The following is a 21,429-nucleotide window of genomic DNA, read 5'->3' on the forward strand; positions in this document are numbered from 1 at the left end:
CAGATGTTTTTAGGATGTTTGCTTTTGCGTTCATCCGTAGCAACACCACATCAGAAGGACAAGGAAATGCGTTCTGCACAAATCAGGCGTCATCTTGGTGCCATGAACAAGCCCTTACCTCAGACCGGGTCGCCAAAGGGTTTGATGGCTGGGGTAAAAATGCTCTCTGCCGAGGCAATCAGCCCGACTACCCAGAGCCATGCCACCTCATTCAACCTGGAATTTTCCCCACGCGATTATGTGACCTACCTGCTATCCATCGATGCTGAAATTGAGCATTGCCTGATGGTGCAATACCTGTATGGTGCGTATTCGCTGGGTGGGCCACAGGTGCCAGAAGAATTCCGGGACATCGTACGCGACTGGCAGGAGGTGATACTGGGTATTGCCAAGGAAGAGATGGGGCATTTGATCTCCGTGCAGAATTCCTTGCGGCTGATCGGTTCGCCCCTGCATATGGAGCGAGAGGATTACCCATGGGATGTGCCGTTTTATCCTTTCCCGTTTGCGCTGGAACCACTGACACTGGATTCGCTGGCCAAATATGTATTTGCTGAATCCCCCGTGGATTGGGATGGTGGCAAGCTGGGTGATGAAATACGCGCCCGTGTGCATGCACAGACCGATGATCCACATCAGGTGTCAGAATTGTTCAATACGCTGATACCGCTGGTGCAAGACCCTGATTATTTGCCCGATGAGGTGTTCCAGGCCGACACCTATCCGGCCCAGGCCAACTGGGCTGAATGGGGGCGAGGCTACCAGGGCGGCAACCGGGGTAATAGCTCGGGCCAGCCCAGGCAAACGCCAGATGTGCTGGTAGTACCACAAACCTGTCGTGACGATATGGTGTCTGCCCTACAGGCGATTGCCTATCAGGGAGAGGCCACTACGGGTTCGACAAAATCACATTTTGTGCGCTTCTTGCGTATCTATATAGAAATGCGCGAGTTGCTGGGGCTGGAAACCCTGACTGATCTTGAATGGAGCGAAGCGCGCCCAACTGATTTTACGACTGAAGGCTGGCTGAAATTGCAACCGGCAAGCAAGGCTGGCTTGCTGCGTACAACATTTGCTCCGTGGTCACCGTCACGCAAGGTGGCGACCAACCCTTATGTATCGCTGGACCCCGATCTGGAACCTGAGCTGGAATCTGGAGGTGCAGGTGGTAAAACCACCCGGATTACGCACCCGGAATCAGCACTGTGGGCACAGTTGCACAATGTGCGTTACCGCATGCTGCTGACCTACCTGATACACAGCTTTACCCTGTTTGGCGGCCTGAATGCGGCGGGGGTGATTACCCCGCGTGGCGCCATCGTGAACGGTACTTTTGGTGAAATGTATAACCTGCGGGCGATATCCGAAATTTTGATGCAGTCACCTGTGTCTGCAACGGACCCTCATGCCGGTTTTGCCGGGCCACCTTTCCAGATGCCCTACACGCTGAACAGCCCGTTCGGTGAAGCCAATCGCTGGCGCGGTCATCTGGATTTACTCGCGGCAGCCGACAGTCTGGTGGAAGCGCTGTTGCACATCGCGCCGCCATCACGCCACATCTACCTGACATCGATGCGTGAAGCCGACCAGAATATGCGGGCACTGGCTCTGCGCATTCTGTCTGGCAGCATTGATACTGCATTGATCTAGGAGCCCACAATGTCCATACTGGAAATCAGAATTTTGCCGCCCTTGGCCATTGCCCGCCTGGGTGCAGCAGACGAGCCGCTGGAAGCATTTGATCTGGAAACAGACCCGGATAATCCAATGGATTATCGCCGCATCGTACCCCGCCCCAGCCTCGAAGTGGATCAGGCAACGGGTGAGATTGTGCGTGCCTATGTCCCGGAGCAAATCCGCTTTAAGGATGAAAACAAGAAAATCCGCCCTGTTGCCCCTTTTCTGGAAGTGTATGTACGTACCACGGAGCAGCCTGCTGAATTGCAGGCATTGACGCCCGATTTGCTGCATAAGGAAGGCTTGAGCATGGCCAGCCTGCACTGGGATGTTGCGCTGGGCAATATCAAACTGTTTCGCCGCACAGGTAACCCGGACGACCAGATTCACGCCAAGCTTGCAGACATCACAGATCATGCACGTCATGCCATGGTAGGACACTGCAAGAATTTCTTATCCGGCAAAACCCTGCCACTGGGGCACGTGCAGTTCATCAAACCAACCAGGCAATTTCCAGAGATACGGTTTCGCTACACACCGGCTGCCGGTATCGTGTACGGCTCACGCAAAGAAAGGCTGGAACCGGATCAGAATAATGTACCCCAACTGACGCCCGACCCCATCATCGATAGTGACGAGCTGATCCTGTATAACGAAAAGAAAGACTGGCTCAATTACACAGAAAGTGTGGGGCCTTCGCTGACCAATCCTGCCGGTATTTATGCGGGATATGCCGATACAGATGGCAACCAGGTCAGTTGGGGTTACCTTGACGATGAATGCGATGGCCATGTCAGGGTTTTCTTGAAACTGCATGACGGCAAAGTGCTGCACGCACAAAGTTATATCGGTGCCGGGCCACCGGCGTTTGCACCCGATACCTTGCCGGTACGCGTGATCTCTGACGAAATGGAACAATTGCTGTACGGGCCAGAAGTGAAAGAGGACGAGGTATCACTCGATGACGCCACCGAACTGGTACTGCGCGCGCTGGAAACCGTCAGGCTGATGAATACCGCAGTCATGAATGGCAATCCGGTAAATGGTCGCCTGAATGTGGCCAGCACGATGGTGCGACAAAACACCAATGATTTCGAGCGTTATTACGAACCGATCGCGGCCAGTTCGCTGGTTGACAACCTGGCGTTGCGTGCCCTGCATGAACGTGTATTCAGCGCCCTGTCTGCTGGTGGCGCGCCATGGTTTGCCCAGGTATTGCGACAACCGGAAGAGATCGGTGATCTGTCTGCGGCTACCTTGCGCAAGATGCCAGCGCTGATGCGCGGTGCCGATGGCCGCAGCCTTACCTTGACGCGTCGTCATATTGATATGGTCATCAAGGCGGCCAAAAATGCGATGTTTGCAGCACCAACGCCAGCAGGAGGTCAATAATGTCTGACAAGAAAACGATCAGTGCCAGCAACCTGACGGCGCAAATCCATCATCGCGGCATGGGCAACCCGGCATCGGTCTTGCCACGCAGCGCGATTTCCAACTGCTTCCCCGGGTTGGAATTTGATTTCAGGAACTTGTGGCGGCGTGCTTTTGAAGGCATCACCCTGGTCGAAAACAATAACTATGTGGTGGATGCCGAACCGGCCCATGCTGATTTGAAGTCCAGACGCCTGTTACGTTTTGCTGGCCTGGATGCCGGTACCATGGTGGTGACTACCGGGCCGGTTTTCCCGGATGGCAGCTCGGGCACGCTGGCTTCGGCGGCGAATCCAAATGCAGTGTCTTTCATGGAATGGTCAAATTCATTTGCACGCATCATCCACTTGCAAGGACAGATGGTGGAATGTGAATTCACCACGGACAAGGATGCTGACACCGAGGTCTTGTACAGCCCGGATACACCTACCCTTAAGGTTAATTTGAAGCTGCGTCACTTCTTTGAAGCGAATACAGCTTCATTCAACCCGGCCCTGTTGCAACCGGGCGAACTGACGCAAGGCTTGTGTGCACCGTGGCAAAATGATTACCGCGAATGTGCATGCTATTACTGGGCAGCGTCGCGGCCAGATTATGTGAATGTGGAACCTGGTGTTAATGGCTTGTCACGTGGTGACATGTGGTTTGCTAAAAAACGTACCGGTACCTATATCCCTGATAACCGCACAGACACGCGGCTGTATTCTTACGATGATTTATTCAAATCCTGGCAAGAGGATTTGCAATTTATCATCCGTGGCAAAGATGCTGATGAGTCCTGATCTGATCACGGAGCACGAGATGGTAGCAGATCCATCTGCTAAGACTGGGGCGGCTCTCGCATCTACTGTCGCACCGGCACTGGCCATGCGTATCGTCGAAGCGTCACGCCCATCGCATCGTGACGCCCATCTGGTAGAAGATGCGCAGGGTGCACAATTATTGCTGGTAAATGGCAGCAGGCTGTTTCACTTGCCAACTGAACTGGTGCCGGAATTTCGTGTTGCCGTGCATGACGATGACCAGCAATTATTGGCAGCACTGATAGACAGTTACGACTTGAACGCCCAGCCATTTATTGATGATATGCCACTGTCATCACCACCTGTCCACGCCTTGTCGCTGGCAATTGCGCAGAAATGCAATCTGGGTTGCACTTATTGTTATGCGCAGCAAGGAGAATTTGGCGGCAAGGCCAAGAGTATGGAATTGGCGAAAGCCATGCAGGCCGTCGATTTGCTGCTGGGCCAGGTCGCGCCGGGTGCCAAAGTGAACCTGGCATTCATGGGTGGGGAGCCGTTATCGAATCGCCCTGTCTTGCGCAGCGTGACTGACTATGCGAGCGAACAGGCAGCAAGACTGGGGGTACGCTGTCATTTTTCCATCACCACCAACGGCACTTTGCTGCAAGCTGAAGATGCTGATTTTTTTGAAAAGCATGGCTTTGCCGTGACAGTCAGCCTGGATGGTCCTGCTGAACAACATAATCGCCTGCGTGCTTTTAAAGGTGGAAAAGGTTCCTTCGATCAGATTGTCGACCGCATCGCCCCCCTGCTGGAAAGCCAGCGCCAGATGCAGGTATCCGCACGGGTAACGGTGACGCCGTTCAACCTGAACCTGCCACAAACTCTGGATATGTTCATAGGCATGGGTTTTCATAGTGTAGGCTTTTCTCCGCTATTGCGTGCATCGAATGGACAGGCAGAAATGGGGCCGAAAGATATGGCTGAAATGCTGCAAGGTATGATCGCCTGCGGCCTGGCGTTTGAACAGCATGTCATGCAGGGTAAACGCTACCCTTTCATGAACATGCAAAACGCCTTGCGTGAATTGCAGCGTGGCACGCACAGGCCTTACCCATGCGGCGCCGGTGCCGGTTATTTTGGCGTATCTGCTGATGGCGAGCTGGCTGCCTGCCACCGCTTTGTCGGCGATGAACAGGGTAGCATGGGCAGCCTGGATACGGGTGTAGACCGTGACAAGCAAGCCATCTGGCTCAGTCAGCGTCATGTACATCAGCAACAGCCCTGCAATACCTGCTGGGCACGTTATCTGTGCGGTGGTGGTTGCCATCACGAAGTGCTGGCACGTGGACGCCATGCCTGTGATTACATACGTGGATGGCTGCACTACACCATAGGTGCACATCAACGCCTGAGCCACCTGGCACCTGAGTGGTATACCGGCACGCCAGACAACATCCATGCCTGATATGAACAACGCGGTCGATATCGTTATCATTGGGGCCGGGCCAGCCGGGCTGACCGCAGCTTTGCGCTTGCAACAACTGGGCTATAGCGTACAAATGCTGGAGCGTAGCGCCAACTGGCCACGACCGCAGATAGGCGAAGCGCTGACACCCGGGGTCAAAAACATTATCGACCTGCTGGATGCTAACGAAGCACTTGAAGCCGTCCCGCATCTGGCGGGCCTGGCTACACGACTGTGCTGGCGCAGCGCCACTCCGGAAATCAAAAACCATGGTGATGCAGCAGTCGTCAACCGTGCCGCCTTTGATGCTTCCCTGTTGCAACTGACAAAACAGCGCGGCATAGGCGTGTACATGCCAGCCCATATTCAAGATATAACCGGTAAAGCCGGTGACTGGCAACTACACATCAGCACGCATGCAGGCATACAGCAAATGACAGTTCGTTTTATTCTGGATGCGGGGGGACGCAGCCATGGCACGCAGTTATATGCCTGCGCCCCACGCCTGTCTGCCATGTGGGCAGAACTGGATGCAGAACACATCCCCGCCGATATGGCGAACCTGACCCAGGTCGAAGCACAGGAACATGGTTGGCTATGGGGCACACGCCTGCCCGACCAGCGTTACAGGGTCATGCTGGTCAGTGACCCGCAGACGGCCCATCAACAAATGCCAGGACAGGCAGAAAACTGGCTAAGATCAAATTGTGCCAGCAGCCAGTTATTCAAGGCGATAGCACCAGTTCCATATTCCAGTCGCTTGCAGGCGTGCGCGGCAACGCCTTACCTGGCGCTGGATAGCTGGCAAGAAGGCAGGCTGAAGCTGGGAGATGCCGCATTTGCACTGGACCCTATTTCATCATCAGGGGTAGAAAAAGCCATGCGTTTTTCTCTGCAGGCAGTGGTTGCGATACATACGCTGCTAAGCAGTACAGACAGCAATCGCCATGAGCTTGCATGCCGCTTCTTTGAACAAAGGCTGACAGAAACCTGCGCCCGCCACAACTACTGGACGCAGTCGTATTATGCGCAAGTCTGGTGTAGTGAATTACCGTTCTGGCAAAACCGGGCTGATATTGCCATCCCCTTGTCCGATCATCCGCTTGTCCAGGCCATGCACGAACAAAGCACGCAACTACGTGACTATCAACCGACAGAACTGAAACCGCTGTCCACGTTTAATCCCAGTCAGCCTCTGCGTATCCACCCTGCTGCAAGCCTTGCTGAAAGCTATTGTGTAGTAGACGACCGGGTACAGAAACAACTGGCCCTGAGCCATCCCAATCTTGATCGCCCTATCTCTTTCCTGGAAAACCAGGCATTATTTCCGCACCTGAATTTCTTGTGGCAACCACAACCGTTAACATATGTATTGCAGAAACTGGAAGAAAACATGGGCAGACAAACTTCGCAAAAGATCACTGCCTGGCTGTGGCAACGTGGGGTGCTGGAGAGTTTGGCTTAGAACCTCGAACTCATTTCAACACCATGTGATTCATTAACTGAAGAAGCGACATGTCTGACAATCTGAATACTGCTGCAAGTTCTGGTGCTCTCACTGTTCATGCTTATAGCGGAGACCAGTGTGTGATGCTGGCCTTTAACGTTGATGAACACAAGAAAAAAGATCTGGCCGGCTTTTCCATACGTCGACGCTTTAAAGGCGGCAGTTGGAGTCAGTTGCTCAACAGGCTATCGTTCACATCAGATTACACCAATAAAACAACTGCAGAAGACAGAAAATGGCATTCGTCGGAAGATGCACCTTTCCAGAAGTTCTGGTGGATTGATTTCCCACCTGAAGATGCCTTTGGTGAACATGAATATGAAGTGTCAGTCAAGTTATTTTCAGCAGCGCATACCAGCGCCCTGACCACAGGAGATACCGTCAGTATCAAGGTCATGTGCCAACCATTCAAACGAGAGAATTTTGAATTAGCGTTTACCAGAGGTTACTTATCATCACAAGCTTACACTGACAAATTTGGCACTAAAGCGATCAGCCCGAAACCAAATGCGATTGATTTTCCGACCGCCGACTATGTAGATCAATATAAGTGGCTGGGGGCGCATGCACGAACAGCCATTATTGATTTTCTGAATGAATGCTACCTCAATAAAGACGCGACGCTGGACGCCATGGTTTATGATTTCAATGAACCAGATATAGTCCGCGCGCTGACCGTGCTTGGCAAGAAGGTGCGTATCGTCATGGACAATTCCGCTACTCATGTCGGCGATAAAGCGCTGGAACCACAGGCAATAACACTGCTAAAAAAGTCGGCAGGAAAGGAAAACGTAAAAACCGGGAAACTCTCAAGATATCAGCACAACAAAGTTTTCATCATGCGGGTTAAGGGGAAACCTGCCCGCGTGCTGACCGGTTCAACCAACTTTTCGGTGACTGGCCTGTACGTCAATGCCAATCATGTTGCAATCTTTAATGACAGCGACGTGGCACAGCTGTATGTACAATCATTTGAAGCCGCGTTCAACGGCGATTTGAAAACACCGGCATTTATAGCAGACAAGATATCCCAACAAGAATATCCCATCAACAAACCTGAATTACCTTCCAGCGTTTTCAGTTTCGCCCCCCATAAGGAAAATACGTTTTCTCTGGATCGCTTGCAAAGCGAATTGAACACGGCAAATAGCTCTGTTCTATTTGCTGTTATGGCGCTGGTGGGGAATAGCTCGGTGCTCGATACACTGAGGATGATTCACGATGACGGGAAAGTTTTTTCATATGGCATCACTGATAATCCGGGAGGTACAGAAGGTGAAAAAAATTCTGCTGACAAGAAAAAATCAATATCTGGCATGCAAGTGTATTCGCCTGGAAAACCTGGTGTACTGGTCACGTCGGCAGCCTTGAATAAGCTCGTGCCACCACCTTTCAATAAAGAAATGCAGGAAGGTCTGGCGCATAAAATACACCATAAATTCGTAGTGGTGGATTTCAATGACACCAACCCGGTAGTCTTCTTTGGTTCATCCAATCTGGCAGAAGGTGGTGAACAGGAAAACGGCGACAATTTGATTGCCATTTATAATCAGGAAATCGCTACCGTCTTTGCGATTGAGGCGGTGCGGCTGGTAGACCACTATGCTTTCAGGGCCGCCATCAGTACCGCACAGACAGCCACGCCACTCAGGCTAAAATTCAATGATGAAGACTGGGCGAAAAACTACTATACGCCGGGACATATCAAATTCAAGGAGAGGGTGCTGTTCTCAAAATCTTGATTTCTCAACCCTAAAAAATTGGGGAACTACTGCGGGCTCACTGACGTGCCTGCTCGCGCAACAGACACACTGTAAGCCGGGTCAAGTTATCACCATCATGACTTTCCATGGCAATGGAACCTCCTTGTGCCTCTGTCAGTAATTTTGCTGAATAGGTGCCAAGTCCGCTGCCCCCCACTTTACCCGCCGTTGCATCCCGGTCAAAAAACCTGTCCAGCATGCTTGCCGGCACAGCACCGGTATTTTCTATGACGATACGCAATGGTGATTCGTCATGCAGACTCAGTGCGATACGGCCACCTTCGGGTGCGGCCTCACAGGCATTTTTTAACAGGTTATGGAATATGGCATGGCACAAAACCGGATCGCCTGTTGCATTGGCTGTAACGTTTATCTCGTCGGCAAACACCAGTTGCCTGGCGGCGAAAGCAAACTGCACCAACTGCATCACCTGTTGCAACAATTGGCCTATATCTACAGCAACTGGTTCCAATTGATAGCGACCAGTTTCTATCTTGAACAAATCAGACGATAAGCTGATGGTATCGAGTGCCTGCACCGCCGCCGCTTCTATCTCGCTTAAACGCAGCGATTGCTGTTCGCCCAACTGACCATCGCTGGGAAAGTCTTGCAGCAAGCCGATTACACCGGCCAGCGGCCCGCGTATATCGTGCCGCAGCATGCGGTCTACGTTTTCGCGCAAGCGGGCATTGGCCAGCATGGTGTCGTATTCTTGCTGACGCTGTTTGTGCATTTCTACATAACGAATGAAATTCCTGACTCTGACTTGCAGAATTTCCGGGTCTATCGGTTTGCTGACAAAATCCACCGCACCCAGGTCAAAGCCCTTGCGTCGCGCATTGTCGTCGCTGAGCGCAGTGACAAAAATCACGGGTATCAATTCACTGTTGGGATGTTCGCGCATTTTCTGTGCGACTTCAAAACCATCCATTTCCGGCATCATCACATCCAGCAAGACCAGGTCTGGCGGATTGTCTGACTGGCAAATCGCCAATGCACGCCTGCCATTGTCTGCAATACGCACCCGATATTCATCGGCGAACAGGTCGGCGATCAACCTCAGGTTGAGGTGGGTATCATCAACCACCAAAATACTGGGCAACTGCACCGGCTTGGGTGCTTCCGCTGCCACCGGTTCTGGCGCTGAGGGCGAGCGACTGCGACGCAATGCACCGACAATCTTGTCTTCCATGCGCTGCGCTGTGTACGGTTTGACCAGCAGGTCAGACACGCCGTTCCTGACGGCCTCGGCGACACGGTCACGTTCCACTTCAGCTGTCACCATGATCAGGGGCAGATCTACCAGTTTGGGGTCGACCCGCACGGCGCGCAACAGCTCTAGTCCATCCATGACCGGCATATTCCAGTCGGTCAAGACCACATCGATTTTGCTTCGGCGCAGCAGCTGCAAGGCTTCCAATCCATTGCCGGCTACCTGAATCTGCTCTGCCCCCAGGGCACGCAATTGCCCTACCGCCACCTGACGCATGGTAGAAATGTCATCCACGATCAGAAATGCGAGCTTGCTGAAATCCGGTTTACGCATAGTGTTTGCCCATTATGGCGCTGAAAATTGAGTACTGATATCAGGGTTGTTCGGCGATCCATTCAAGCCGGTTTTGCTGGTCCTGGATATCAGCATCGCTATCGGTATAACGGGTGGCGATCGCCCGAAAATCTTCCTGTATCTGCAGGAAGGCATCGACCATGTCGGGATCAAAATGCTTGCCACGGCCTTCGCTGATGATTTCCACTGCTTTTTCGTGCGTCATGGCAGGTTTGTAGACACGCCGACTGATCAATGCGTCATACACATCGGCCAGCGCCATCAACCGGGCAGACACCGGAATGCCATCACCGGCCAGACCTTGCGGGTAGCCGCTGCCGTCCCATTTTTCCTGATGCGAATAGGCGATCTCTTTGGCAAAATCCAGGAATGCTACCTTGTAACCCAGTCTGCGTTCTGCCTGCACGATGGCATCACGCCCCAACGCAGCATGGGTTTTCATGATTTCAAATTCAGCGACATCGAATTTACCAGGCTTGAGCAAGATGCGATCAGGGATGCCAACCTTACCGATGTCATGTAAGGGCGCAGACTTGAACAGCAAATCTATGGTGGACGTAGTCAAGAAAGCAGAAAAACGCGGATGGCTCTGCAATTTCTCTGCCAGGACTTTGACGTAAAACTGTGTACGCAGGATATGGTTGCCAGTTTCATTGTCACGGGTTTCTGCCAGCGATGCCATCATCAGTATGGTGGCATCCTGAATCGCTCTGGTTTCCTCAGTACGGCGGGCGACTTCCTGTTCCAGGAACTCATTTTGGTCACGCAAGAAATCGGCAGACGCTTTTAAGGCAAGATGAGTTTTCACCCTGGCCAGGACGATGGATGGGCTGATGGGTTTGGTGATGTAATCGACGGCACCGATTTCGAATCCGTGGCGTTCGTCATCCTGCTCTGCTTTGGCGGTCAGGAAAATCACTGGAATATCGCGGGTTTGTGGGTCGGCCTTGAGCTGGCGACAGACTTCATAGCCATCCATGTCCGGCATCATGATATCGAGCAGTATCAAATCTGGCGGGGCGTCAGAGCGCGCTACCTTTAGCGCCCGGGCGCCACTGGGCGCAACTTTGACAACATAGTCATCCTGCAGCAAATCATTCATGACAGACAGGTTTTGTGGTGTGTCATCCACCACCAGTATGGTTGGCTTGGGCAAGCCAGCTTCCAGATTAATCATTTCATCGCTCCTGTGTTCGAAAACGGCGACAAACGCGCCGGACTTGCTGTTATTTAGAACTCATTTCATCAATAGGGATGAGTGCGAGTAAGGCGATTCCGGATGCAGTGCAAGGCGTAATGGTGACACTTGCAGCTAAGGCTAGTGCCTTAGTAAGCGGAATGTGACAACCTTACGCTGCAATACGCCCGCGAATTGTCAATGCGGCCAGCTCACGAAGGGTTTGCCTCATAACGCGTGCTGGACTGCAAGGGATGAACAATTCGACTCGTTATCAATAGCACCGCTATTGACTGCCTCATCCATAGACTTACCCTTGCCAACCCACGTTATGAGGCAAACGCATCTCACCCCCTATTGATGAAATGAGTTCTATTCTGTATCGCTGGTCTGCACATTTGATACCGGCACACGTGCTTCGTTCAACACCAGCAATGCCTGTTCATAATCAAACTGTCGTATCAATTCAGAAATTTGTTTGAAACGTGCTGGCAAAGCTGCTTCCAGCATCGCTTCGTGCTGTTCCAGAATTTTTTCGGCTTTGGCATTATCGTCCGCGAGTAATGCCGCCAGTTCATCACTGATCAACTTGAATTTTGCCATGTCTGCTACCAAGGCAATTTTTGGTTCTTCTGGCGGCAATTTATCCTGGATGGCAGCCATCTGGCGCGCCAGTCTTGCCTCTACTTCCATCAATAACTGTTCTGCTGGCTGTGCCGAGCGCAGCGCCAGCTCCAGGTCGCCACTGATCTCTTGCAAGCTGGTGGCTCCAATATTGCCGGCAAGACCTTTGAGAGTGTGGGCCAGGCGTTCCGCTGTTGCCAGGTCCCCCTGCTGCACGCAGGTTCGAATTTGCAGGGTGACATCGGCCTGGCTGTTGACAAAGCCGCGTAGCATGGTCAGGTAGCGGGCATGCTTGCCCAATACACGGCGTAAGCCAGCTGGCACGTCCAGTCCTTCTATCTGATCTGGAAAGCCCGCTGGTGCGTCCGTCGCATGTACTGCAGTGGTCGCCTGGTTGGCAACACGCGGCTTAATCCAGCGCAACAGCACACGCCACAGATCATCCGGCTCTATTGGTTTGCTGACGAAGTCATTCATGCCTGCCCCCAGACAGCGATCTTTATCAGCCTGCATGGCATTGGCGGTCATGGCGACAACGGGCAGGTCTGCCAGCGCAGGCAAGGCTCGCAAGCGCTTAGTGGCTTCAACACCATCCATTTCCGGCATTTGCATGTCCATTAAAATGAGGTCATACGCATTCTGTTGCGCCATATTTAAAGCAATACTGCCATTGTCCGCAACTTCGACGACGAAACCTACGTCAGCCAGCAATTCACAAGCAACTTGTTGATTCAATTCATTGTCTTCTGCCAGCAAGATACGGGCACCACGAATCACACTTAGTGCTTCTATACCGTGTGCAATGCCATTATCTAATTTTTCTCGATCTTCGGCATATACACCGCCCAACAAACGTATCAAGGTATCAAACAAGACGGAAGGATTGACCGGCTTGATGAGTACATGTTCTATACCCGCATCCTGGGTCTGCTTTAAGACTTCGTCGCGACCGTAAGCAGTCACCATGGCCAGCTTGGGTTCATTCTGCAATTGCAGAGCGCGAATACCGCGGGCGGTACCGATACCGTCCAGGCCTGGCATCTGCCAGTCCAGCATCACCACATCATAAGGCTGCCCCTGCTTTGCAGCATCCTGCAACATGTACAGAGCCCGTTCGCCCGATTCAGCAGAACCTGTAATGAAGGTCATGGAATCGAGCGACTCTGTCAGCACGGTGCGTGCACTGTCATTGTCGTCGACCACCAGAATACGTTTTCCGCGTAAATCTGGTTCTGGCAACAGGCTGCGCTCAATCACATTACCTTTGCCAAGCCTGGCAGTAAACCAAAAGGTCGAGCCCTGACCATGCTCACTTTCGACACCGACTTCTCCGCCCATCAATTGCGCCAGTTGCTTGGAAATGGCCAGGCCCAGACCCGTGCCACCGTATTTTCTGGTAGTGGACGCATCCGCTTGCTGGAAGCTCTGGAATAGCTGTGATATCTGCTGCTCTGTTAAACCTATACCTGTGTCCTTGACGGCGAAATACAGGAGCACGCTGTCATCATCCTGCTCTTGCAGACGAATGACGATATCAATTTCACCGCGCTCGGTGAACTTGACGGCATTATTGGCATAGTTGATCAATATCTGTCCAAGCCTGAGACTGTCACCTATCAGATTGACGGGAACATCCTTGCTAACGTCAAACACCAGTTCCAGACCTTTGGCCGTAGCTTTTTCTACAATCAGATTGGCGACGTTGTCGAGCAATTGCTCCAGATTGAAATCTGTCTGCTCCACACTCAATTTGCCAGCTTCTATCTTGGAAAAATCCAGCACGTCATTGATGATGCCCAACAAATGTTTGCCTGATAATTGTATTTTCTCCAGATAATCACGTTGACGCGGTGTCAGTTCGGTCTTGAGGGCGAGATGGCTCATACCTATGATGGCATTCATGGGCGTGCGTATTTCGTGACTCATATTGGCAAGAAAATCGGATTTCATGCGCGTGGCATCTTCTGCGATTTCCTTGGATTTTTGCGCCGCCGCCTGCGCCCGTTTTCGCTCTGTAATATCGATCAGAGTGAACTGGAACAATTGTCTTCCCTGATGCACGAACACCATCAGATGCACCTGCGCATCCCACTGCTCCCCGTTTGGTCGTTGATGCAACCATTCAAATACGGCTTTACGCTGCACCAGGGCGAGTGCTATGTATTCACCTGCAACCACTGCTGAAGGACGACCATCATATTGAGTCGGTGCAGATACATCCAGTGTATTCATCCGCAGTAATTTATCCCTGCTTTCATGGCCATAAATCTCGACTGCTGCCTGGTTGCAGTCAACAAATTTTCTAAGTACGGGGTCAAAGATCACCATAGGCACATAAGAATCCTGGAACAATAATTTGTTGTAGGCTTCGCTATCTTTGATCGCATCTTCAGCATGCTTGCGTTCAGTCACGTCCTGACTATAGCCATTCCAGATCAGTGAACCGTTGGCATTGAGTGTATCGGCGTAGGCTGTAGTTAGCACCCAACGCAAACCACTTGCCCCCTGCACCCGCACTAGCAACTCACCAGTTGCAGTGGCTACGCCCTCCTTCACTTTTTGTGAGCTTTCGCTCAATGCTTTTGTTGCCGCTTCAACATCTTCAGGAAGAATATTACGCCAACGTGCGTCTGCATCCTGCATCAATTCTGCCGCTGTCACACCCAGCACTTGCTCTACACGGCTACTGATGAAATTGTAACGACGCTTGCCATCGGCACTGACTTCCATTTGGAACATGGCCAGGGGCAAGGCATCTGACATGGCGACCAACTGGCGTTTGGTTGCTTCGGCTTGGGCGCGTGCACTTTCCAAAGCGGTCTCTGCCTGTTTGCGCTGTGTCATGTCAATCGCAATCACTATCGTCGAAGTGTAATTGCCCGCCTCATCCCGCACGGCAGACAGGCTGACGTCGGCCCAGCGATAGCTGCCGTCACGATGTATATAACGTGCTTCCAATCGTTGCGTGTTGGCCCCTTGCTGCAATTTCGCAGCTGATTCAAACACCATGGCCCTGTCTTCAGCAGCCACCAGATGACCCGGCGCCACATTGGGCAAGGCATTCAATTCATAGCCGATGAAATCTGCAAATGCCTGATTCGCTTCGCGGTGACCATCCTCTGCCACATTGAGAATACCAACCGGTGCATAATCAAAAATCGCACGAAAAAACTGTTCGCGCCGCGCCAATTCAGCCCGGCTCATTTCCAGCTCTTCCGTGCGCTCGGTAACTTTGGTTTCCAAGTTGCTATTGGCGTCGGCCAGACGTCGGGTCGCATCACGCAGCATTTTGCGCATGGATTCCTGCGCTTCACCCAATTGCCAGATCTCCAGCCAGCGCCCATCTGACTGCACGGGTTGCTCCAGATCCAGTTGCCCAATACGGCGGCTGTCTGAAGTCAGACGTTCCAGGGGGCCAACAAACTGGCGCGCTATCCATGCCGCCATCAACGCACCAGCCAACATGACTGCCAACGCCAGTTCTATCAACACCTGGAAATCAGAGCGACTACCGGGAACAAAATCTTCTTCCGGCGCGACCACGCCGAGCCAGACTTCATTCTGCCCTATGGAAAATGGCCGGAATAAACTATACCAGGCACGCCCATCGACGTCATAGCGCAATAACTCATCAGGCTTGTTGCTGATATCGTGCCAACGCAGCAAACCCTTGGCCAGCGGCGCAACCCCCAAGTCCGTAACAGGTTGCAAAATGCTAGCCTTGAGACTGCTATCGTCCTTGAAGCGCGCATCTTTCGGCAAGCCCATGATGCGGCCATCTGGATTCAAGATCACACCTATGCCGCTGCTGCCGGCAACTACCTTGGTCGTAAAACGCGACAGACTGAGTAATTTGACATCATGACTGATGACATAACGGGTACCATTGCGTGCAGTCCAGCGCATCGCGGCTGTAATGCCCGGTTCCTTGGTGGTAAAGAAAATATATGGAGATGTCCAGGCAATCTGGTCGTCATTGCCCAAAGCCATCGCTGCTTTGAACCATGGACGCTGGCGCGCATCATAATCGCGTTCACGCATTTCAACCCTGGTCAGGTGATACTGTTTATCCCAACTAAGCCAGTAAGTTTTTTTGCCAAAATGTTCGGGATCACTGATGCGATTGACCCAGGTACCGTCCTCATTCAGCAACAAGAGAATTTCGCGCCCGGATTCGGTAGCGATCAACGCCGAGCTGATCTCGGCATGATTGGCGATGACAGAAAATAAGTAATTATTGAAAGTGGGTAAGTCATCAACATCCAGCAAACCTCGTTCGCCCCAATCCCGGCTGGTGCGCAAGGTGGTTTCAACCATGCCAAACAATTGCTTGACCCTTGCATCGAGTTCGCTACTGGCTTGCGACATCTGCGATTTTGCCAGCGCAGTCACAGCAGGAGTGATAATGAATTTAATGGCGCTGAAAGCAAAAATAATCAGCAAAAAGACTATCAATATAGATACGCGCGTGATCAATGCACGCCGTATAGTGATTCGACGGCTTCTCATAATAGAATCAGAAATCTATTAATAAAAAGGCACCGTATCACATAGATTTATGCTACGCAACAGCTTTTCGGAGCTACACCTGACAATTTCAAAAAAGCAACAAAATAGCCAAAGGTAACGCTACTCCGTCTCCAACAGTTACAGGTCCGGGCTATGAGTAAAACGTACTCAGGACAATTTATTTCAAACTCGACAAATACGTAACCAATGCCTGTATCTCGCCTTCTTTCAAACTATAGGTACTGGCGCTCATCGGTTCGTAGATGCGTTCACCGGTTCTATCGCGATAACGTTTGATGGATTTTTTCAGGTATTCGATTTGCTGCCCCGCGAGCCTTGGAGTCGTTTCATTGCCATGGGCATGTTCAGCGTGGCATATGGCACATCGGGCAGTGTAAAGCGCCTGTCCTGTCAAGGAAACTTCCTTGCCGGCCGGCTCTATGGTTTTGCCTGAGTAAAAGATGGCCACGTTGATGCGGTCTTCTTCAGTCAGCAACTTCATCAGACCTTCCATGAATTTTTCTTGCCGCTGGCCGCGTGAAAATTTGTCTATCTGTGTCAGCAAATAACTGGGATTTTGTCCGGCCAGATTAGGAACATCACCTTTGACGCTACTGCCGTTGACGCCATGACAGACATCACAGAAGAAAGTGACTTTCTTTGCCGCAGTAACGGATAGGCTGCTTGCCGCATGGTCAGCCAGAACCTTTTTCATGCGTGCATCCAGCGGTGAAACCTGGGCCAGGCAAGTGCCGCTGAGCAATAGCAAACTACTTGCCAGCATCAAGGTACGCAACCGAGTACGGATTTGTGATTGGAATTGCATGAATACCTCCAGACCTGGGATGACGGCGTTGTTGAGATGGTGTCCTTGCCTCAATGGGCAAAACCATCGCCAATCATTCTATAAGGATGGATAGCAGGGGAAATTGCAAATACGACCGTAATTGATATGCGTCAAGCTGGTGTACCTGAATGGGCAAGCATGTTTCAATAATAAATTGATATCAATTTTATTCTTTTATTGACGATCTGCAAGCAAATGCCGGCAAACTGGTGTAAGAGAGTATAATCCTCGTATAACTGAATTTCGTGCACCTGAAAAAGCCGGGTTTCTGTATTTGCTACACCGGCAGCCAGCGGCGAAAAAAGATTCGTTGCCTTTTGCACTACCTTATCTGCCTTTGTATCTACGCACTGTGATGACCTGATGGCCACAGCCTCGGGAGCACAGCCTACTTCACACTCGATGCACCGGTTTTCTTGCCTGAAAGGTGGGATTGCCAGCGAGTTCACCGTATTCCCTTGCAGATGATTGCGATCATCTGTTCATTTGTGACACAGTCTGTGTGCTGTTGTCTCACCTACTATGAAGATGAAAAACCCATGGCAAAAGAAGAACTGTTGGAAATGAGTGGTCAAGTTGAAGAAGTGCTGCCCGATTCACGTTTTCGTGTGAATCTGGAAAACGGTCACAAGCTGATCGCTTACACGTCCGGCAAAATGCGTCAGCATCACATACGCATTCTGGCCGGTGACAAGGTGACGCTGGAATTGTCACCGTATGATTTGAGCAAGGGCAGAATTACTTTCCGCCATATTGAAACGCGCGGTCCATCAGGTGGTGGTCAGCAACGTCGTCGTTACTGATAGCAGCTAAGCTGGCAGATGTGAAAAATATGGGGCATTGGCCCCATATTTTTTTTCCTGGAATCACCTACCTCTTCAAGAGGGATGTAACAAGCATCATTCCGGAAAACGTACCAATTTTTTCCCATCTTTTGGCAGCTGGTACTGTGCCACATTCATCTGCATCGCCAGCAACGTGTAATAGGCGTTAATGCCTGTCAGATCAACTATCCCCTTATTGCCAAAACGTTTTTCTGCCCGTGCATAAGTACGGTCTGATACGCGTTTGTTCTTGTGCAACTCAGTAGAAAAGTCATACACAATTTCTTCATCCTCAGTCATGCCAACCGGGCGTCTGCCATCGGCAATGGCTGCAGTAATTTCGGGTTTGATACCTGCCTTCAAAGCGATGGGGTGGTGCACATACCATTCATAATCTTGTGACCATTCGCGTGCGGTGATCAGTATCACCAGCTCGCTGAGTGTGGTACCAAGTGCGGACTGATAACGCAGATAATCTCCCATGGCACGTGCCTGTGTCATGACTTGCGGGCTGTGCATCAGTGGCTCGAAGGGGCCGAATACCGGCACCTTGCGTGTCGCCAGAAATTCTTCAGCAGCTTTTTTCTGTTCTTCCGTATATTGCGACGGTGGGATGGTAGGCAGACGTTCGGCGGCCTGGGCCAGGGTATTGATAGTCATGGCGAAAATAAAGGGAATGAAGATGGAGACGAGTGTAATACGTTTCATGCTGACTCCTGAGGATGTGTTCTACGTTCAAAAATTTTCAATTCTCCCGCTGGCGTTGTCCCCACTGGATAAGGCCTTCAAGACTGCGGAAATCTGCTACTGAACGGCAGGCAATTTGCGGATAGCGTGCCTGCAGCATTTTTGACAAGGCAGAGCCTGGGCCCAGCTCCAGCGCAAAGCGGATGCCGTTTTCTGCCAGTGCATCCATGCAGGCATGCCATTGTATGGTGTGCGTCATTTGAGCCAGCAAGCTGCTGCGTATAGCTGCCGCCGTGGTGACAGTCTCACCGGTAATACCGGCCAGCACGGCTATGTCGGTATTGTGCATGCTGGTATCTGCCAGCAATTGTGCAAAGCCGGGGACTGCAGCCAGCATCAAAGGTGTATGTGAAGCGATGTGCACGGCAATTTCGGTGCAAGTAATGTCATGTCCTGGCAAGGTCAATATTTCTGGCATGGCAGCGTTGATATGTTCTGCCAGACCAGCGATGATGGCCTTGTTATCTGCCGTGATGATGGCGACATGCAAATCATGACTGCCAGCGAAATGCTGAATATCTGCAATAGCGATGCCAGACACGGCCAACATGCGTTGCGGTGCCTGCACGCATGTCTGCATCAGGGCTGCCCGTGCCGTTGCCAGTTCCAGCGCAGTATGTACCTCCACACTGCCGCTGACGGCATGAGCAGCAACCTCGCCCACACTATAACCGGCAACCAGGTCCGGTATGGGAAAGTGCTCCCTTAGCGCCAGCCAATTTGCCAGAGTCGCGGCAACCAGCAAGGGCTGGGCATAGCGGTTTTCAAACAAACGTTCTGTCGACGACAACACATCTGCAAGCGTTTTCTGATCAATGGTTCGCTTTAACACGTCCTGTACAAAACGGGCAGCACCGGCATGCTGATTGGCAAGGGCAAACATCTGCGCTGATTGTGCACCCTGCCCTGGGCAAAGCAGGGCGAATTTATTCATGACCAGTGTTGACAGAAAATACCTCTGCACAATAATGTACAAAGCAGGTTGCGGCCAGCATGTCTGCTGCGCCACCGGGTGAAAGCCTGCGCGCAATGAATTGCTGATGGCAGTACTCTGCCATGTGCAGCCATTGGGGGTTGGATGTAGCACCGTGATCCAGAAACTGTTGCGCGGCATTCCTTGCATAGGCAATACCTTCGGTACCACCACGGTGATACAGATTGGTGTCACTGATGTGTGCCATCAAGGTAAAGAAACTATCCACCTGCGCCAGATACAGGCTGCGGCCTTCGTGCAGGCTTTGCTGCAATCGGGGCAGGGCAAGTTCGAAGATGGACGGGAAACCCAGAGCAGCTTCTTCCCTTGCACCGCTGGCGGCATACTGCTTGGCTGCCTGCTGACCATGACTGTGCTTCTCACTTACTGGTGGTGCACTATGCATGCTCAGCGCCTGTCCCCATTGCGAGATAATGGTTTGACGTAATGCTACAGCGGTCGTTGCCTCGCCACGGGAAAGGCAATAAGCGGCAGCAGCACTGAGCATACCCAGTGCAAAGATGGCACCGCGATGGGTATTGATGCCGCAGGTCGCCAGCAACATGCGCTGCTCTGCTGCAATGCCTAACAGCTTCAATGTCTGAAAGTCTGCCCCCTGCGCACCCGCGATCGCAATGGCCTTGAAATAATGGCGTAACGAAAACAGACTGCGCATGAAACATGCTGCGTCCATGTCATGATGGCTGCCACTATCACGCAGGGATACCAGGCCAGGTTTGGGATAGAGGGCCAGTTCGGCATACAGGCTGCGTACTGCCAGTCTGGCGATTTGCTGCGCACAGGGATATTGCTGACCTGACTCTTTCGCGCTTCGTCGCAACGGCAAACCGGAATCAGCAATTGTTTGGCATTGCGTCAGCATCGTAAATCACCTTCTGGTAAATGCGTTAGCAAACTCTGCCGGGTGCGTAAACTAGCGCTGCGCATGTCTTTGACAATGACACGTTGCTGACTGAATTCCTGTTCTGTATGGGCAGGCAATGCCCATTCTTTCCAGGCAACTGCGGCTTCACCAGGAAACACCACCTCTCCATCCAGCGGCAATATTTGTTGAAATTCTTGCAGCAAAGTCAGACCAGCACGCAATTGCGCCTGATGAAATGGACGAAACAGGATGTCGATGTCAGATGTCTCACTCAGATAGTTTTGTCCAGTTAAAAACTGCATCGCCAGAGAACCATAGACACGCAGCTTGATACCGGCCATTAATGCCTGCTGATGCAGACTCTGCAATGCAGCCTGCCAGGTAATGGGGGCAACCGCAAGTGCGGTATGCAAAGACAAGGCAGATTGGTGGACAGCAATGTGTTCCACCTTCGCGATGGCGGCGAACCTTGGCTTGTGGCCATCTACAGGTGGCAAGGGAAAACCTATGCAGATTTCATCTTCTGCCACATAAGGGTGACGGCGTGTCACCACGGCGGGCCATTCCTGCTGTTGCCACTGTCTGAGCAGGTCCGGTGTTGCTGATGTTTGCAACACTGCAGCCCAGGCTTCATCAGATAGCCAGACCAGGTCATGCCTTTGGTATTGCGCCATACCATCCATGTT

At 51.9% G+C, this 21,429-nt stretch carries 15 protein-coding genes; 7 read left to right on the plus strand and 8 right to left on the minus strand.

Going from position 1 to position 21,429, the window contains the following annotated elements; genetic code table 11:
• Nucleotides 1-66 precede the first annotated feature (66 nt).
• The 6 genes from AC1RVX_RS26425 to AC1RVX_RS26450 are packed head-to-tail and all read left to right on the plus strand — an operon-like array spanning nt 67 to nt 8,568.
• On the plus strand, nt 67-1,650 hold the full coding sequence (locus AC1RVX_RS26425; protein ID WP_493219572.1) for a ferritin-like domain-containing protein: 1,584 nt from the start codon (nt 67-69) through the stop codon (nt 1,648-1,650).
• A 9-nt stretch (nt 1,651-1,659) separates the two neighbouring features.
• Nucleotides 1,660-3,069 carry a hypothetical protein gene (locus AC1RVX_RS26430; RefSeq protein WP_493219573.1) on the plus strand — a complete coding sequence of 470 codons (1,410 nt, stop codon included), beginning with the start codon at nt 1,660-1,662 and terminating at the stop codon, nt 3,067-3,069.
• A complete protein-coding gene (locus tag AC1RVX_RS26435) occupies nt 3,069-3,890 on the plus strand; it encodes a LodA/GoxA family CTQ-dependent oxidase (RefSeq protein ID WP_493219574.1) in 822 nt (273 codons plus the stop codon). Before AC1RVX_RS26430 ends, AC1RVX_RS26435 begins: the two co-directional genes overlap by 1 nt.
• Nucleotides 3,880-5,319, plus strand: a complete 1,440-nt coding sequence (locus AC1RVX_RS26440; RefSeq protein WP_493219575.1) for a radical SAM protein — start codon at nt 3,880-3,882, stop codon at nt 5,317-5,319. Before AC1RVX_RS26435 ends, AC1RVX_RS26440 begins: the two co-directional genes overlap by 11 nt.
• Complete coding sequence (qhpG, locus tag AC1RVX_RS26445) at nt 5,312-6,784, plus strand: flavin-dependent monooxygenase QhpG (protein ID WP_493219576.1); 1,473 nt, start codon at nt 5,312-5,314, stop codon at nt 6,782-6,784. The genes AC1RVX_RS26440 and qhpG overlap by 8 nt, the downstream gene beginning before the upstream one ends.
• 50 nt (nt 6,785-6,834) lie before the next feature.
• Nucleotides 6,835-8,568, plus strand: a complete 1,734-nt coding sequence (locus AC1RVX_RS26450; protein WP_493219577.1) for a phospholipase D-like domain-containing protein — start codon at nt 6,835-6,837, stop codon at nt 8,566-8,568.
• A gap of 37 nt (nt 8,569-8,605) precedes the next feature.
• On the opposite strand, the gene AC1RVX_RS26455 is transcribed toward AC1RVX_RS26450, so the two are convergent.
• The 4 genes from AC1RVX_RS26455 to AC1RVX_RS26470 all read right to left on the minus strand — a co-directional run bounded on the left by AC1RVX_RS26455 (nt 8,606) and on the right by AC1RVX_RS26470 (nt 17,292).
• Nucleotides 8,606-10,135, minus strand: coding sequence for a response regulator (locus AC1RVX_RS26455; RefSeq protein ID WP_493219578.1), 1,530 nt, complete (start codon nt 10,133-10,135; stop codon nt 8,606-8,608).
• A gap of 40 nt (nt 10,136-10,175) precedes the next feature.
• Nucleotides 10,176-11,333, minus strand: a complete 1,158-nt coding sequence (locus tag AC1RVX_RS26460; protein ID WP_493219579.1) for a response regulator — start codon at nt 11,331-11,333, stop codon at nt 10,176-10,178.
• A gap of 372 nt (nt 11,334-11,705) precedes the next feature.
• Nucleotides 11,706-16,466, minus strand: coding sequence for a response regulator (locus tag AC1RVX_RS26465; protein WP_493219580.1), 4,761 nt, complete (start codon nt 16,464-16,466; stop codon nt 11,706-11,708).
• A gap of 178 nt (nt 16,467-16,644) precedes the next feature.
• Nucleotides 16,645-17,292: a c-type cytochrome gene (locus tag AC1RVX_RS26470; protein WP_493219581.1), complete on the minus strand. Its 648-nt coding sequence runs from the start codon at nt 17,290-17,292 to the stop codon at nt 16,645-16,647.
• Nucleotides 17,293-17,852: 560 nt separating this feature from the next.
• On the opposite strand from AC1RVX_RS26470, the gene infA reads away from it, so the two are divergent.
• The gene (infA, locus tag AC1RVX_RS26475) at nt 17,853-18,116 is read left to right on the plus strand and encodes a translation initiation factor IF-1 (protein WP_110258049.1); all 264 of its coding nucleotides are present in this window, start codon (nt 17,853-17,855) and stop codon (nt 18,114-18,116) included.
• 96 nt (nt 18,117-18,212) lie between these two features.
• Here infA and AC1RVX_RS26480 read toward each other — a convergent pair whose 3' ends face one another.
• Genes AC1RVX_RS26480 through mdcG form a run of 4 tightly spaced genes read right to left on the minus strand, consistent with a single transcriptional unit; the run spans nt 18,213 to nt 21,426 of the window.
• Nucleotides 18,213-18,845, minus strand: coding sequence for a carboxymuconolactone decarboxylase family protein (locus AC1RVX_RS26480; RefSeq protein ID WP_493219582.1), 633 nt, complete (start codon nt 18,843-18,845; stop codon nt 18,213-18,215).
• A gap of 37 nt (nt 18,846-18,882) precedes the next feature.
• Nucleotides 18,883-19,818 (minus strand): ACP S-malonyltransferase, encoded by a 936-nt coding sequence (locus AC1RVX_RS26485; RefSeq protein ID WP_493219583.1) that lies wholly within the window; start codon nt 19,816-19,818, stop codon nt 18,883-18,885.
• Nucleotides 19,811-20,740: a triphosphoribosyl-dephospho-CoA synthase MdcB gene (mdcB, locus tag AC1RVX_RS26490; RefSeq protein WP_493219584.1), complete on the minus strand. Its 930-nt coding sequence runs from the start codon at nt 20,738-20,740 to the stop codon at nt 19,811-19,813. Before mdcB ends, AC1RVX_RS26485 begins: the two co-directional genes overlap by 8 nt.
• On the minus strand, nt 20,734-21,426 hold the full coding sequence (gene mdcG / locus AC1RVX_RS26495; protein WP_493219585.1) for a malonate decarboxylase holo-[acyl-carrier-protein] synthase: 693 nt from the start codon (nt 21,424-21,426) through the stop codon (nt 20,734-20,736). Before mdcG ends, mdcB begins: the two co-directional genes overlap by 7 nt.
• Nucleotides 21,427-21,429: the final 3 nt, after the last annotated feature.

The organism is Undibacterium sp. GW821-FHT11B02, from assembly GCF_058808955.1.

Bases quoted from the DNA above. Each gene is read 5' to 3' on its own strand.
- AC1RVX_RS26425 (WP_493219572.1), top strand. From the start codon at position 67: ATGCGTTCTGCACAAATCAGGCGTCATCTTGGTGCCATGAACAAGCCC.
- AC1RVX_RS26430 (WP_493219573.1), top strand. From the start codon at position 1,660: ATGTCCATACTGGAAATCAGAATTTTGCCGCCCTTGGCCATTGCCCGC.
- AC1RVX_RS26435 (WP_493219574.1), top strand. From the start codon at position 3,069: ATGTCTGACAAGAAAACGATCAGTGCCAGCAACCTGACGGCGCAAATC.
- AC1RVX_RS26440 (WP_493219575.1), top strand. From the start codon at position 3,880: ATGAGTCCTGATCTGATCACGGAGCACGAGATGGTAGCAGATCCATCT.
- qhpG (WP_493219576.1), top strand. From the start codon at position 5,312: ATGCCTGATATGAACAACGCGGTCGATATCGTTATCATTGGGGCCGGG.
- AC1RVX_RS26450 (WP_493219577.1), top strand. From the start codon at position 6,835: ATGTCTGACAATCTGAATACTGCTGCAAGTTCTGGTGCTCTCACTGTT.
- AC1RVX_RS26455 (WP_493219578.1), bottom strand. From the start codon at position 10,135: ATGCGTAAACCGGATTTCAGCAAGCTCGCATTTCTGATCGTGGATGAC.
- AC1RVX_RS26460 (WP_493219579.1), bottom strand. From the start codon at position 11,333: ATGATTAATCTGGAAGCTGGCTTGCCCAAGCCAACCATACTGGTGGTG.
- AC1RVX_RS26465 (WP_493219580.1), bottom strand. From the start codon at position 16,466: ATGAGAAGCCGTCGAATCACTATACGGCGTGCATTGATCACGCGCGTA.
- AC1RVX_RS26470 (WP_493219581.1), bottom strand. From the start codon at position 17,292: ATGCAATTCCAATCACAAATCCGTACTCGGTTGCGTACCTTGATGCTG.
- infA (WP_110258049.1), top strand. From the start codon at position 17,853: ATGGCAAAAGAAGAACTGTTGGAAATGAGTGGTCAAGTTGAAGAAGTG.
- AC1RVX_RS26480 (WP_493219582.1), bottom strand. From the start codon at position 18,845: ATGAAACGTATTACACTCGTCTCCATCTTCATTCCCTTTATTTTCGCC.
- AC1RVX_RS26485 (WP_493219583.1), bottom strand. From the start codon at position 19,818: ATGAATAAATTCGCCCTGCTTTGCCCAGGGCAGGGTGCACAATCAGCG.
- mdcB (WP_493219584.1), bottom strand. From the start codon at position 20,740: ATGCTGACGCAATGCCAAACAATTGCTGATTCCGGTTTGCCGTTGCGA.
- mdcG (WP_493219585.1), bottom strand. From the start codon at position 21,426: ATGGATGGTATGGCGCAATACCAAAGGCATGACCTGGTCTGGCTATCT.